This window comes from Candidatus Synechococcus spongiarum SH4 (assembly GCF_000586015.1).
Classification (GTDB): domain Bacteria; phylum Cyanobacteriota; class Cyanobacteriia; order PCC-6307; family Cyanobiaceae; genus Synechococcus_B; species Synechococcus_B spongiarum_F.
Window position 1 is genome coordinate 1 of record NZ_JENA01000027.1, and the last position, 12,313, is coordinate 12,313.

A 12,313-nucleotide genomic window follows, 5' to 3' on the forward strand; every position below is an offset into this window, starting at 1 on the left:
GCCTGTTTCTGACCGTTTTTGGCCAGCTTCGTCCAGTGCTGACTGGCGTAGCCCGCCTATGGCCTTGCCCAATCCTGTATGGCACGCTTTTGCAGGCTAATTCAGAGGTTCCTAAACAGTCCCATATGGTTGCTTATTCATCTATTGTGGCATAATAAGCTCCTCCAATGCCACCTTCACCATTTGAATCTCTGAATCCTGCATATACTGTTCCTATAGTACCATCTACGTCAACAATTGACATTCTGCCTGCATACTCTCCATCTGTAGGAGTGATTCTTCTGGTTGTAGATTCAATAATTACATTACCTGTATATTCACCATTAGTATTCAAGGGAGTTGGTCTTAGTCTCATTATTAAATCTGTGTCTTGTTTAGCAATTTCTCTTATTCCTTGCAAATTCAATACTTCTAAATCATAAAATGTACTATTTCCACATCCAACACAACCTGATATTGTGTTATTGCCAAAATTAGCTTCTAATTCAATATCAGCAGAGTAATTTCCAGATGTTAGTATGGTATTTTGTTCATTAGCATGAAGATACATACCAGTGAAATCTCCAGTATAAGTTGCTGTTCCTGATACTGGTAAAACTGCTGCTGATTCAAAATCAGTTCCTTCAGCAAAAATCCCTAACTCTAACCCAGTAATAAAAGGGTCTGTTCCTTGTATTTTAGAATCTAACCAATAACCAAAAGCAACATAATTTGATGAGTCATCCATATCATAAGTATAAGCTATGTTAGCTGCACTTACAGTTCCTGTTCCTTTATCATAATCCACTGTAATTTCTCCACTGGCATTTTTAAAATATGCCCATCCATCCCAAAAATAATTATCATTATAACTATATGAGTAATCATCTAAATCAAGTGTCTCTGTACCAACAGTTAACTCTCTTACACTTCCATCAATAAATAATCTGCTGCCGTCAGACCTACTAACTGTCAAATCAACATGGCCTCCATCAACAGAAGTGAAGACATCTCTGACATTAAAAAATCCAATAGAAGAAGCGTTGAACACACTTCCAAATGTTGGACCTTGCCAGTCCAAATCAGAAAAGTCTATTTCCGATTGACGCAATGACTGATTCAAGTTGGGAGTTGAAGTTGAAGTAGATGGCGGAAGTGGCTGATTCCTGGAAGTGGTTGGCTCTGTTGATCCGCCACCTCCACAAGAGGCCAGAAAGATACCAAGTCCTAAAGCGACCAGAGCTTTTCGGTGGAGCGTGAAAGTGCAAGCATGAGCAGAAGACCTAACTTCTTCTTTGTAAAGAAACATTGCGGGGGGGGGGGGAGGAGTGGTGATGGAGTGATCGTCAAGGGAAAAAGCTTAACTCATGGTCAGTCTATATCATGTCAGCTGATTAGGTCCTTAAGACATTGTTAAGATTTTAGCTAAGGCATTGCACCAATACAGGGAACCTCGAAAAATCGGGCAAAGCCCTCCAGTGGACTGCCGTCTCACCCTGAGAAAGTCAGTCCTGGAGCGAGTTTCCCATGGACCAGCCAGCTTCCCCGGGATGGGGGACGGCAATTTTTCGAGGTACCCTACACTCTTGTCTCTCCTTCTGAACCAGTCTTAAAAAGCGCAGACTGCCTCGATTGCTCTTTTGCGGACATCCCCGCTCCAGGACCGCTTGAATTCCACCCGATCACTTTCCCCGCCCGCCAGCAACTCCTCCAGATCATCGGTGTTGCAGGGCGGCATCGTCGTCATCCGTGACACCCTCAAGACCACCCCACCAGCTTTTGCCTTAAAGTCCGAATACGATCCCGCAGCTTGGCGGCTTCTTCGAATTTCAGGTCCTGGGCACAGGTTTTCATCTCGTCTTCCAGTTGGCTGATGAGTTCGGGTAGGGCGGCAAGGGGCATGTCGTCGTTTTCTGCCTGCGTCGTGGCGGTTTCCAGTTGGCTATGGCTCAGCCGCCGAGACAATTCCAGATCCGACTTAGCGCTTTCGATAAAAGTTTGTGCAATCCCCCGCAACATTTCTTTATGTTACAGAATTAAGGAACCTCTGAATTAGGCTTGAGAAGAGTTCCATAGAGGATTGCGCATGGGGATGGGGGAGCTACGGCGGTCAAACCTGGTCCAAAATAGCTAAAAGTAGGCGCAACCCTTGCCAAATGGTTGAGTTTGTGTCTGCTGGATCGCAAGCAGACACACGGATGCCCTGGGATTCACCCCGGACAAGACTCCCCACGTAGGAGGTTGGCAAAGCCCCGCAGCAGGGCCAAGCGATTCTCGTTCCTCGCCAGGCCTCGGTAGCGGGTCTTGCTGGAGCCAACCATCTGCTTCACATAGAAAACAGGTGTTCCACCTTGGCCCGCACACTGGCCTGGCACTGCTCCATGAGGCGCTCCAACGAGTCTCCGGCCACCTTCCTGCGTTGGCCGGCCCGCAGGGCACTATGCCAGGCCACCTGACGATCCCGCTGGGATGGCCGCTTCGCAATGCCCCGATACCCTGCATCACCCCAGACACGCTCCTCCTCCCCATGGAGTAACGGGTCTGCAGGAACCAGGTCATGGACGTTGGCAGCAGTCGTCACCACCCTATGGGCCACCCTGTCTGATCATCCACCCCAATAGGCAACTTCATGCCGCAGCGCCACTGCTGCCCCTTCTTGGTCTGCTGCATCTCAGGGTCACGTTCTCTTCTCCGGTGCTTCCTCGATGCAGGCGCCGCGATGCTGCTGGCAGCCATCATTGTTCCCTCCTGCAGGAGCAGACCCTCTGCCGCCAGAGGCTCCTTGATGGTCTCAAACAGCACCTTCCCCAGTCCATGACGCTCCAACAGGTGGCGGAAGTTGCGGAGCGTCGTCTCGTCCGGCCCCTTCTCCAGACGGATGCCGCTACAGCGGCCCACACTCTCCACCTCCTAGAGCATGTCCTCCATTCCCGGATCACTGACGTTGTAGAAGAGGTGGACACAATGCACCCGCAGTATCCCTTCCAACGGGTAGGGTACTCTCCCCTTGCCACCAGTGGGGTAGTAGGCCCGAATCTTCTCCAACAGCTTCTCCCACGGTATCAGCACCTCCAGCCGCTCCAGAAACTTCTCTCGCCCCGTCTTGTGCTTCTTGCTCTCCTACTCAAGGTCCGCAACGCTCCTCGCAATCCTCTCCATGCCAGTGGGCCTCCTGCCAGATCACAGTCTCTCACTCCATCCTAACACACCCCCCATCTCTTGTTCAGAGATGCCCTACGCCTTTGGCAGCGCGGCCTCCACTTGGTCACTGGTATTCGCCGCAATATGAAGAACTACCTGATGCCGCTTCTCGACAAGCTGTTGTTGCGCAAACGATTCATCATTGAAACCCTCCTGGGCAAGCTCAAGCCCAACATGGGCTTAGAGCACACCCGACACCGCTCCCCCATTCATGCCCTGGTTCACATTCTCTCATGCCTGGCAGCAATCACCCTGGCACAACCCATATTATTAAAGTACTCATTGTCTTCGTCTCTTTGTCTTTCCTATAGAGTTTCATATTGATTTGCACTCTCTTCCGGTTCATTGACAATGGCACGGAGAAGTCTGATTATGGGTTCAAAGCTGTCTGCAGTTACGAAACGTGATGCACGGTGATGCCCTCCTGTGAACCCGTCGCCATTGCCCTGGGCAGCAACCTGGGGAACTCCCTGGCCACCTTGACCTGGGCTGTGTCAGCCCTCCAACCCATGGCGGAAGGCGGCCCGCTGCGCTGTTCCCCCTGGTTTCGCTCTGCAGCGGTGGGGGGTCCCCCCAACCAGCCGGATTACATCAACGGCGTGGCCCTACTGCATTGTTCCGGGTCCCCCATGGGGTTGCTTCAGCGCCTCCAGGCCCTGGAGCGGCAGGCGGGCCGACAGCCGGGACCCCGTTGGGGCCCCCGGGTCCTGGATCTGGATCTGCTCTGGTTTGGCCAGCGGCGCAGCGCCACGCCGGAATTACGGCTCCCCCATCCCCGTTGGCAGCAGCGCAGTTTCGTGCTGGCCCCGCTGGTGGCGCTGGATCCCCAGTTGGCGGCTCCCCACGCACCCTGCAGTTGCCGGGAACTCCTGCGGAACTGCGCCCCTCCTTACCCCCAACTGCTCTAATACAGTTTGCTCCGCACGCCGGATCCCGTGAACCCGATTCCAGGGGAATGGTGTGCAACGGGCAATTGTGATCCCTCCACCCACCCATGGCCCCTTCCCCCTCCGAGCCTGCCCAACTGCTGGACACCCTGGCCACGCTGAAGGTGCGCAAGGTGTCCTTCGAGTTGGGCCGCTGGCGGCTGCCCATTGGCGCTGAAGGGGTGTATGGCTGCATTCGCCACCCCGGAGCCTGCCTGGCGGTGCCCGTTCTGGATGACGGCCGTGTGGTCATCCTGCGTCAATATCGCTTTGCTGTGGCGCGGCGGCTTCTGGAGTTTCCCGCCGGCACCCTGGAGACGGGCGAACAGCCCCTGGCTTCCATACAACGGGAATTGGGGGAGGAGACGGGCTTTGCCGCTGCCCGCTGGGACAGCCTGGGTCACCTGCTGCCCTGTCCGGGGTACTCCGATGAAGTGATCCATCTCTTCCTGGCGCGGCAGCTCACACCCTTGGCGGATCCGCCGGGAAGTGACGCCGACGAAGACCTGCAGGTGGTCACCTTGACGCCGGCCCAATTGGAGGAACGCCTGGCCAGTGGCGAGGAATCCCTGGACGCCAAGACCGTCACCGCCTGGTTTCAAGCCCGGGCCTTTCTGGCGCGAGAATCCCGGCCATGAATGCCCCATGGCTGTTCTGGCACCGTCGGGATCTGCGCCTGGCCGATAATCTGGGCTTGGCCCGGTTGGCGGCGCACACTACCGCCATCACGGGTCTGTTTGTGCTGGAGCCCGGCCTTTGGGAGGGGCCGGAGGCGGCGCCGTCGCGGCTCTGGTTCCTGCTTGCCAGCGTGGCGGAGTTGCAGCAGGCCTGGCGGCGGGCCGGCAGCCAACTGCTGGTGCTGCAAGGGGATCCCCTGCACGGCATTCCCCAGCTTGTGGCCAGGTTGGGGATGGTGGGCCTGGCCTTTAACGAGGACGTGGAACCCGGTCCCCGCCAGCGGGATGAGCAGTTGCAGCGGGTCTTGCGGCGTCAGGGTGTTGCGGTGCAACGCTGCTGGGATCAACTGCTGGCGCCACCAGAGCAGGTGGTGGCCGGCTCGGGAGAACCCTATAAGGTCTATGGCCATTACCGCCGCGCCTGGTTCAACCAGCCCAAGGCCGATCCGGTGGCGGCGCCCCGGCGCCTCGTCGGTCCCGATGATGGGCGGCTGAGCACAGTGGCGCAGACCCTGCCCCTCCTGCGCCAACTCCCCACCCCGGCGGAACTGGGTTGCGCCTGGAAGGGACGCTCTCCCTGTCGTCCCGGCGAGCAGGCGGCCCGCCAACAACTGGATGCCTTTGTCGATGGGGCGCTCAGCCGCTACGACCCGGAGCGGAACTACCCCGGGCGCGAGGGAACCTCCTGTCTCAGTGCGGCCTTGCGCTTTGGCGCCATTGGCCCGCGCACCGTCTGGCAGGCATCACAAGAGGCCATGGCCAGCCGGGGGCAGGAGTGCATGGAAGTGCAGCGGGCCATCACCGTCTGGCAGCAGGAACTGGCCTGGCGGGAGTTTTACCAGCAGGCCCTGTTCCACTTTCCCGGGCTGGAGGAGGGGGCGTTCCGGCCCCGCTGGCGCCAGTTCCCCTGGCGCAATCAGCCGGAACACTTTGCCGCCTGGTGTGAGGGCCGTACGGGCTATCCCATTGTGGATGCCGCCATGGAACAACTTCTGCAGACCGGCTGGATGCACAACCGCTGCCGCATGATCGTGGCATCCTTCCTCACCAAGGATCTCATCTGCGACTGGCGCTGGGGGGAAGCCTTTTTCATGCAACATCTGGTGGATGGGGATCTGGCGGCCAACAACGGCGGCTGGCAGTGGAGCGCCAGCAGTGGCATGGACCCTCGCCCTCTGCGCATCTTCAACCCCTCCACCCAGGCCGCCCGGTTTGACGAGGATGGCGATTACATCCGCCGCTGGTTACCGGAGCTGGCCTCCTGCGGGACGGCAGACCTGCTCTCCGGCCGGATAGCCCCCCTGGAACGGCGAGGCTATCCGGAGCCCCTGGTGGACCATCGGCAGCAGCAGGCCCGTTTCCGGCAGTTGTACGCCGTCCACATCAAAGGGGAGGTCTAGAAGGGCTGGCGGCGCCCATCCGGTTCGGGCAGGTTGCAGCAATTAAAGCCGTCGCGACAGACCTTGCCGTGATCCATGGCCCAGTTGACCAGCACCACCCGGTTCCTGGCGCCGGTTTTGGTGAAGATATTGCTCACATGGTTATCCACGGTGCGCTTGCTGATGGAGAGCACCTGGGCAATTTCCTGGTTGGTCAGCCCCTGGGCCAGGTGCTCGATGATTTCGATCTCCCGCTCCGAGAGGCCGACGCCAAAGTCCCGAGGAAGCGCCACTGGGTTCCCGTAATCTGACACCAGCTTAGGCTGTGTCGTATTTTGGCTGTGCAATTGGCTGAGCAAAATGGGGTGATGAAATCCCAGGTCAGTCCCTCGGCCTTCCAACAGGCCCTTGCCGGCGGTCAACCCGTCATTACCGCTGAAATCAGCCCGCCCCGTGGGGGATCCGTACAGCATGTGCTGACGACGGCGGACCGGTTGCGGGGCCGTGTTCATGCCCTGAACGTGACCGATGGCAGTCGGGCGGTGATGGGCATGAGCAGCATGGCGGTCTGTCGCCTGTTGCTGGAGCGCAACCTGGAGCCGGTGCTGCAGATGGGTTGCCGTGATCGCAATCGCATTGCCCTGCAGGCGGATCTGCTGGGGGCCCATGCCCTGGGTTTGCGCAACGTGCTCTGTCTCACTGGCGATCCCGTCAAAGCGGGAGATCAGCCCGGGGCACGGCCTGTTTTCGATTACGAGGCGGTGCGACTGTTGCGGGACGTGAAAAACCTGAACCGGGGCCTGGATGCCCTGGCCCAACCCCTCCCCGATGGCCCCACCGCCCTGTTCCCCGGCTGTGCGGCTGATCCCCAGTTGCCAAGCTGGAATGGTCTCAAGCGCCGTCTGAAGCGCAAGAAGGAGGCGGGCGCCCGATTCATTCAAACCCAGATGGTCACGGATCTGGCTGCCCTGCGCCGCTTCTGCCGGGAGTTGGCCGCCCCCCTTGCTCTCCCCGTTCTGGCGGGGGTGTTTCTGCTGAAGTCCGGCAAGAACGCCCGTTTCATTAACCGAATGGTGCCGGGAGCCTCCATCCCGGATGCGGCCATTGCGCGGTTGGACGCGGCCAGGACGCCACGGGCGGAAGGGCTGCGGATGGCTGCCGAACAGGTGGCCGCCGCTCTGGAGATTGCCCAGGGTGTCCACATCATGGCCATCAAGGCCGAGTCTTCCATTCCGCAAATCCTGGATCTGGCTGGTGTTCCCCCCCTGGCGCCAGCCATTGTGGGCAGCGTGGTTCCTAGATCGCTGGCGGCGGAACCACGTTGAGCTCCGCCCCCAGGAGAGCGGCCATGGCCTTTTGCTCAGGGGAGGGCTCCACCAGGTCTTTACGGCGGGCGTCGGTGATGAGCCAATCCAGGGACGCCTCCTGCACGTCGATATGGGCGCCGTTCTTCTCCACGCAGTAGCGCCCGAACACCAGCTTGTCCACCAGGGTCACGTTGGGGCCGATGCGGGAGTGGTGGAAGATGATGGAGTTGTTGATGGCGGCGCCCCGGCAAATGTGGCAGTTGGGACCGATCATGGCGGGTCCAACCAGCCGCGCTCCGGATTCAATGTGGCTCATGCCCCCCACGAAGACGGGACCCTCCACCGTGATGTTGTCCCAGTCGGCCGCCACGTTCAGACCTGCGTAAAGACCGGGGCGCACCTGACGACCGGGAATGGGAACCTGGCGCACCTTCCCCTGGAGAACGGCGCGAATGGCCTGCCAGTAATCCGGCACCTTGCCGATGTCCACCCATTCGAAATCCATGGGCAGTGCATGGAAGGGGGCCCCATCGGCCACCAGCTTGGGGAAGAGGTCGGTGCCGATGTCGTAGTGAATGCCGCTGGGGATATGGTCGAAGACCTTGGGATCAAAGATGTAAATGCCTGTGTTGATGGCGTTGCTGAGGGCTTGGTCTCGCGGCGGCTTCTCCTGAAACACCTGAACGCGACCATTCTCGTCACTCACCACCACACCGTATCCCTCCACCTGATCCCACGGGACAGCCTTGGTGACCACGGAGGCCAGCGCCCCGCAAGCGCGATGGCGACGGACGGCCTGGCTGATGTCCAGGTCAATGAGAGCATCCCCACACAGCACCACGAAGGTGTCGTCAAAGAAAGGCTGGAAGTTTTGCACCTTTTTCATGCCCCCGGCGGAGCCGAGGGCCGCGCCGATGAGCTGACCGTCTTCGATATAACCTTCAAAGGAGTAGGCAATTTGCACGCCAAAGCGCTGGCCGTCACGGAAATACCCCTCGATCTGTTCAGCCAGGTGGGAGACGTTCACCATGATTTCCGTAAAGCCGTGCTCTTTGAGCAGCTCCACCAGAAACTCCATCACCGGCTTTTGCAGGATGGGAATCATGGGCTTGGGAATCGTATGGGTAATGGGTTGTACCCGGGTTCCCTTGCCAGCGGCAAGAATCATCGCCTTCATGAGCCACCTTGGCTTGAGAGTCTTGAATGTACCAAGCCCGCCTAGGCTGCGCGTGGTGGGGCCATCCGCAGCGCCGCCCGGCGTCCAGGGGCCGCCGCCCGCCTGCTCTGTGAACCGGGCCGTGGCAGAACCTGAACAGTAAGGGGACCATACAGACCCTGATCCTGGCGGAGATCCACCCGGCCCTGCCCACAGAGGAACAGCAGCGCCCAGAACACGCCCACCCGGTCCCTGTCCAGATCCGCAGGCGCCGCCCGGGACCAGGCATGGACCAGACCCTCGAAAGAACCATCCCCATCGGACCAGTGGTCCAGAAAGTGATCCAGTGCGACGGTGGTTTCCGGCAGTTTCTCCCGATGGGCCAGGGCCGCCATTTGGGCCATGGCATGACGTCGGCCGAAGGCCTTGGCGCGGCTCCGCTTTCTACTGGCGGGGTCCTGTTGGTCCAGTTGCTCCGCCATGGCCTCAAGGCTCTGGATCAACTCCCCCAGGGTTACGGGGCGCCCCAGGGGCGGCGCCGCCACCAGCCGCCGTTTCAGGTGCTCCTCGGCGTGCGGGGGCAACCGGGGGATCGGCTCCGATTCATCAGCCTCCAGGCGCCCCGTTTCAGCCAGGATCTCGTCTTCCCTGTCGGGATCCGGCGGCAGGACGTGCTGCTCCAGGATGCTGGCCTTCAGCGCCACCAGAACGGAAGCTGCCAGAAAGGTCTCGCTGCTCTCCGCCAGGTCCTGTTCATAACTGCCACCGGATCCACTGGCCAGCTTTGGCAGGGCCATGCGCACCCGCAACTGGTCGAGAAAACCGTCCACAAAAGGGATCACGTCCACGTCCCACGGGTCCAGGTCGCCCCGCTCGGCAGCCTCCCGGAGGAGGCGGATGGCCACTCTGCTGCCGTCGTTGGCGCCCAATCGTAACCCCCTTGGCCCCGTCATGACAGCGGGCCGTGCTGGCTTAAGGATAAGCCTGTCTGGAGACAGGATCCAGTGGGGGCAAGGAGGGAATTTGATCCGGCAGGGTTGCCGTGGCCAAGGCCGGTGGAACGCGGCCCCAGTGGATCCCCGTGGAGGCCACCAGGGCGCTGCGATTTTGCTGCACCAGGGTTTCAATGGTGGCGCGGTAGGTCTCCGTGGTGAGGCGCGGGTAGAGACCGATGCTGATAATCGGCACCAGCAGGCAGGAAATGATGTAAATCTCCCGGGGTTCCGCATCCCGCAGCCGGTTGTGTTCCAGGAGGCTGCGGTTTTCCTGACCAAAGAAAATTTCCCGCAGCATGGACAGGAGATAGATGGGCGTCAGAATCACCCCCACCGCCGCCATGGACACGATCACCACCCGGAAGGCCAGGCTGTAGGCATCACTGGTGGCAAATCCCACAAACACCATCAATTCCGCCACAAAACCACTCATGCCGGGCAGGGCGAGGGAGGCGAGGGAACAGGTGGTCCAGAGGGCGAACATCTTGCGCATCTGCTGGCCCACGCCTCCCATTTCATCCAGCATCAGGGTGTGGGTGCGGTCATAGGTGGCCCCCACCAGGAAGAAGAGGCTGGCGCCGATGAGGCCGTGGCTGATCATCTGCAACATGGCGCCGCTGGTGGCCAGCGGAGAAAAGCTGGCCACACCGATGAGCACAAAGCCCATGTGGCTGATGGAGCTGTAGGCGATCTTGCGTTTCAGGTTGCGCTGGGCAAAGGAGGTCAACGCGGCATAAATGATGTTCACCACCCCCAGCACCACCAGCAGCGGCGCGAACTGGGCATGGGCCTCGGGCAGCATCTGGGCGTTGAAGCGGAGCAGGGCATAGCCGCCCATCTTGAGGAGGATGCCGGCCAGGAGCATGTGAACCGGTGCGGTGGCTTCCCCATGGGCATCCGGCAACCAGGTGTGGAGCGGCACAACGGGCAGCTTGACGCCAAAGGCGATGAGCAGGCCGGAGTAGCAGAGCACCTGGAAGGCCAGCCCCAGGGGCTTGGCGGCAATGTCTCCATAGGCAAAGCTGGGGGGGCCGTCCCCCTGGAAGCCCATGGCCAGCCCCGCCACCAGGATGAACAGGGAACTGCCCGCGGTGTAGAGGATGAACTTGGTGGCGGCGTATTGCCGTTTCTTGCCCCCCCAGATGGCCAGCAGCAGATAGACGGGAATCAACTCCAACTCCCAGGCCAGGAAGAAGAGCAACATGTCCTGCACGGCAAACACCGCCACCTGGCCGCCACACATGGCCAGCATGAGCATGTGAAAGAGCCGGGGCTTGAAGGTGACGGGCCAGGCCGCCAGGATGGCCAGGCTGGTGATGAACGTGGTGAGCAGGATGAGGGGCATGGAGAGCCCGTCGGCCCCCACGGACCACCCCAGCCCCAGCTCCGGCAGCCAGCGCACCTGCTCAACCAGTTGCAGGCCGTCCATGCTGGGGTCGTAGCCGTTGAGGAAACCCGCCACCGTGACGAGGAAGTCCGCCAGGGCGATGGTCAGCGCATACCAGCGGATGCGGGAGCCATCGCCGGGATCAGGGAGGAAGGGGATGAGGAACGCCGCTGCGATGGGGAACAGGATGGCGACACTCAGATAGGGAAAACTCTCCACTACGGCTGAACAGGGCCTGGCCTCTACAGGTTAGGCAGTCTTCAGCCCGGTTGAACCCTCAGTCCGGGTTCCCGAACATTTCCCGGGAGACGGCTGATGGACCGGAACCGGCGCCCTGCTCCCTCAGCCCCTCAAGTCCTGGCCGCCAGGAGGCTCTCCAACAACCGATCCAGCTTGCCGTTCGGCGCCCGCTTGTCTGCCCTGAATTCTTTTATGTCTTGCCGCAATCTGGTTTTGCCGGTCATGTTGCCCAACTTGAGCACCTCGATCTGCTGCCCCAGCATAGTTCCCATATCCCTCATATCGCTTTTGAGATCCATCATATGACCGTTGAGAAAGTTGAATCCAGCTACGCCAACCACGACCAGAGCAACGATCAGTCCACTGATGATGGTGGCCGCCACCCCAGGACCCAACCATTGGGGATTATAACTTTTCATGGTCATATTTCCTCCTTATCTGTTATGCTGGCACACTGATCCCTAGGGTCAGGCCTCATAACCAGAAGATGAGAGTGGGGGCGAGGAGGACGGCAGAGTAGAAGATATGGGCACAGCGGTCGTAGCGGGTGGCAATGGGGCGCCAGTCCTTCAGCGTGGCGAAGAGGTTCTCAACCTTATAGCGCATTTTGTAAAGCCTCCTGCTGGAAGGGACCTTCTTGTTCCGGTTCCGTCTGGATGGGATGCAGGGAGTGATGCCTTGCCCCAGCAGGGGGGAGCGGATCTTGTTGCCGTCATACCCCTTGTCTCCAATCAATACCCTCGCCGCTGGAAGAGCTTGCAGCAGCACGTCAGCACCGGTGAAGGCGCTGCATTGCCCTTCGCTGAGGTGCAGGCGGACAGGTGGTCCTTTGCCGTCACACACCACATGCAGCTTGCTGGTCAGTCCCCCGTTGGTGCGACCAAGCAAGCACACTGCAGCGCCCCCCGCAAGCCGTGACGCTGGACGTAGATGATGCCGCTCAATACCTTGCGGTCCTCCACACGGCTCACCCCGCGAGACTTGGGAAAGAAGGGCTTGATCCTCTCAAGCTGTTCCTCACTGAGCCAGAACAAACCCTCCATCCTTCCTCCTCCTGTAACCCCAA

General features: G+C 59.7%; 16 protein-coding genes and 1 pseudogene. 5 read left to right on the forward strand and 12 right to left on the reverse strand.

All coding sequences use genetic code 11. The features are described from left to right. Positions 1 to 133 precede the first annotated feature (133 nt). The 6 genes from BG35_RS12590 to BG35_RS14270 all read right to left on the reverse strand — a co-directional run bounded on the left by BG35_RS12590 (position 134) and on the right by BG35_RS14270 (position 3,048). A complete protein-coding gene (locus BG35_RS12590; protein ID WP_152535135.1) occupies positions 134 to 1,288 on the reverse strand; it encodes a HupA family protein in 1,155 nt (384 codons plus the stop codon). Between the two features lie 300 nt (positions 1,289 to 1,588). Beyond that, positions 1,589 to 1,726 (reverse strand): AlbA family DNA-binding domain-containing protein, encoded by a 138-nt coding sequence (locus tag BG35_RS12965; protein ID WP_161632505.1) that lies wholly within the window; start codon positions 1,724 to 1,726, stop codon positions 1,589 to 1,591. Positions 1,727 to 1,737: 11 nt separating this feature from the next. Continuing rightward, on the reverse strand, positions 1,738 to 1,944 hold the full coding sequence (locus BG35_RS0102445) for a UvrB/UvrC motif-containing protein (RefSeq protein ID WP_236619747.1): 207 nt from the start codon (positions 1,942 to 1,944) through the stop codon (positions 1,738 to 1,740). 361 nt (positions 1,945 to 2,305) lie between these two features. Continuing rightward, positions 2,306 to 2,563, reverse strand: coding sequence for a transposase (locus tag BG35_RS13405; protein WP_201768404.1), 258 nt, complete (start codon positions 2,561 to 2,563; stop codon positions 2,306 to 2,308). Beyond that, positions 2,557 to 2,886 (reverse strand): IS5/IS1182 family transposase, encoded by a 330-nt coding sequence (locus tag BG35_RS13410; protein WP_025781548.1) that lies wholly within the window; start codon positions 2,884 to 2,886, stop codon positions 2,557 to 2,559. The genes BG35_RS13405 and BG35_RS13410 overlap by 7 nt, the downstream gene beginning before the upstream one ends. A gap of 3 nt (positions 2,887 to 2,889) precedes the next feature. Then, on the reverse strand, positions 2,890 to 3,048 hold the full coding sequence (locus BG35_RS14270) for a transposase (RefSeq protein WP_201768405.1): 159 nt from the start codon (positions 3,046 to 3,048) through the stop codon (positions 2,890 to 2,892). Between the two features lie 150 nt (positions 3,049 to 3,198). Here BG35_RS14270 and BG35_RS14055 point away from each other — a divergent pair, with 150 nt between their 5' ends. From BG35_RS14055 to BG35_RS0102480, 4 genes are all read left to right on the forward strand, one after another. After that, complete coding sequence (locus BG35_RS14055) at positions 3,199 to 3,504, forward strand: transposase (protein ID WP_025781549.1); 306 nt, start codon at positions 3,199 to 3,201, stop codon at positions 3,502 to 3,504. Between the two features lie 92 nt (positions 3,505 to 3,596). Further along, positions 3,597 to 4,088, forward strand: coding sequence for a 2-amino-4-hydroxy-6-hydroxymethyldihydropteridine diphosphokinase (folK, locus tag BG35_RS0102470; protein WP_025781550.1), 492 nt, complete (start codon positions 3,597 to 3,599; stop codon positions 4,086 to 4,088). 86 nt (positions 4,089 to 4,174) lie between these two features. Next, a complete protein-coding gene (locus BG35_RS0102475) occupies positions 4,175 to 4,744 on the forward strand; it encodes an NUDIX hydrolase (RefSeq protein ID WP_025781551.1) in 570 nt (189 codons plus the stop codon). Beyond that, positions 4,741 to 6,183 (forward strand): FAD-binding domain-containing protein, encoded by a 1,443-nt coding sequence (locus BG35_RS0102480; protein ID WP_025781552.1) that lies wholly within the window; start codon positions 4,741 to 4,743, stop codon positions 6,181 to 6,183. Before BG35_RS0102475 ends, BG35_RS0102480 begins: the two co-directional genes overlap by 4 nt. On the opposite strand, the gene pedR is transcribed toward BG35_RS0102480, so the two are convergent. After that, entirely contained in the window at positions 6,180 to 6,455 is a 276-nt protein-coding gene (pedR, locus tag BG35_RS0102485; RefSeq protein WP_025781553.1) for a photosynthetic electron transport-dependent transcriptional regulator PedR, read from the reverse strand. The genes BG35_RS0102480 and pedR overlap by 4 nt on opposite strands. Positions 6,456 to 6,530: 75 nt before the next feature. Between pedR and BG35_RS0102490 the strand changes: the two genes are divergently transcribed. Further along, entirely contained in the window at positions 6,531 to 7,487 is a 957-nt protein-coding gene (locus BG35_RS0102490; RefSeq protein ID WP_025781554.1) for a methylenetetrahydrofolate reductase, read from the forward strand. Here BG35_RS0102490 and BG35_RS0102495 read toward each other — a convergent pair. The 5 genes and pseudogenes from BG35_RS0102495 to BG35_RS0102515 all read right to left on the reverse strand — a co-directional run bounded on the left by BG35_RS0102495 (position 7,459) and on the right by BG35_RS0102515 (position 12,290). Further along, positions 7,459 to 8,646: a nucleotidyltransferase family protein gene (locus BG35_RS0102495; protein ID WP_025781555.1), complete on the reverse strand. Its 1,188-nt coding sequence runs from the start codon at positions 8,644 to 8,646 to the stop codon at positions 7,459 to 7,461. The genes BG35_RS0102490 and BG35_RS0102495 overlap by 29 nt on opposite strands. 41 nt (positions 8,647 to 8,687) lie before the next feature. Next, positions 8,688 to 9,578, reverse strand: a complete 891-nt coding sequence (locus BG35_RS0102500; RefSeq protein WP_025781556.1) for a segregation/condensation protein A — start codon at positions 9,576 to 9,578, stop codon at positions 8,688 to 8,690. A 19-nt stretch (positions 9,579 to 9,597) separates the two neighbouring features. Further along, positions 9,598 to 11,226, reverse strand: a complete 1,629-nt coding sequence (locus BG35_RS0102505) for an NAD(P)H-quinone oxidoreductase subunit 4 (protein WP_025781557.1) — start codon at positions 11,224 to 11,226, stop codon at positions 9,598 to 9,600. Positions 11,227 to 11,357: 131 nt separating this feature from the next. Then, the gene (locus tag BG35_RS0102510; protein WP_161632507.1) at positions 11,358 to 11,666 is read right to left on the reverse strand and encodes a hypothetical protein; all 309 of its coding nucleotides are present in this window, start codon (positions 11,664 to 11,666) and stop codon (positions 11,358 to 11,360) included. 55 nt (positions 11,667 to 11,721) lie between these two features. Beyond that, positions 11,722 to 12,290 (reverse strand): annotated as a pseudogene (locus BG35_RS0102515) (IS5 family transposase). Positions 12,291 to 12,313 lie beyond the last annotated feature (23 nt).

Excerpts from the sequence above, each read along its gene's own strand:
- BG35_RS12590 (WP_152535135.1), bottom strand. The coding sequence starts at position 1,288 with ATGTTTCTTTACAAAGAAGAAGTTAGGTCTTCTGCTCATGCTTGCACT.
- BG35_RS12965 (WP_161632505.1), bottom strand. The coding sequence starts at position 1,726 with ATGACGACGATGCCGCCCTGCAACACCGATGATCTGGAGGAGTTGCTG.
- folK (WP_025781550.1), top strand. The coding sequence starts at position 3,597 with ATGCCCTCCTGTGAACCCGTCGCCATTGCCCTGGGCAGCAACCTGGGG.
- BG35_RS0102475 (WP_025781551.1), top strand. The coding sequence starts at position 4,175 with ATGGCCCCTTCCCCCTCCGAGCCTGCCCAACTGCTGGACACCCTGGCC.
- BG35_RS0102480 (WP_025781552.1), top strand. The coding sequence starts at position 4,741 with ATGAATGCCCCATGGCTGTTCTGGCACCGTCGGGATCTGCGCCTGGCC.
- BG35_RS0102490 (WP_025781554.1), top strand. The coding sequence starts at position 6,531 with ATGAAATCCCAGGTCAGTCCCTCGGCCTTCCAACAGGCCCTTGCCGGC.
- BG35_RS0102495 (WP_025781555.1), bottom strand. The coding sequence starts at position 8,646 with ATGAAGGCGATGATTCTTGCCGCTGGCAAGGGAACCCGGGTACAACCC.
- BG35_RS0102500 (WP_025781556.1), bottom strand. The coding sequence starts at position 9,578 with ATGACGGGGCCAAGGGGGTTACGATTGGGCGCCAACGACGGCAGCAGA.
- BG35_RS0102510 (WP_161632507.1), bottom strand. The coding sequence starts at position 11,666 with ATGAAAAGTTATAATCCCCAATGGTTGGGTCCTGGGGTGGCGGCCACC.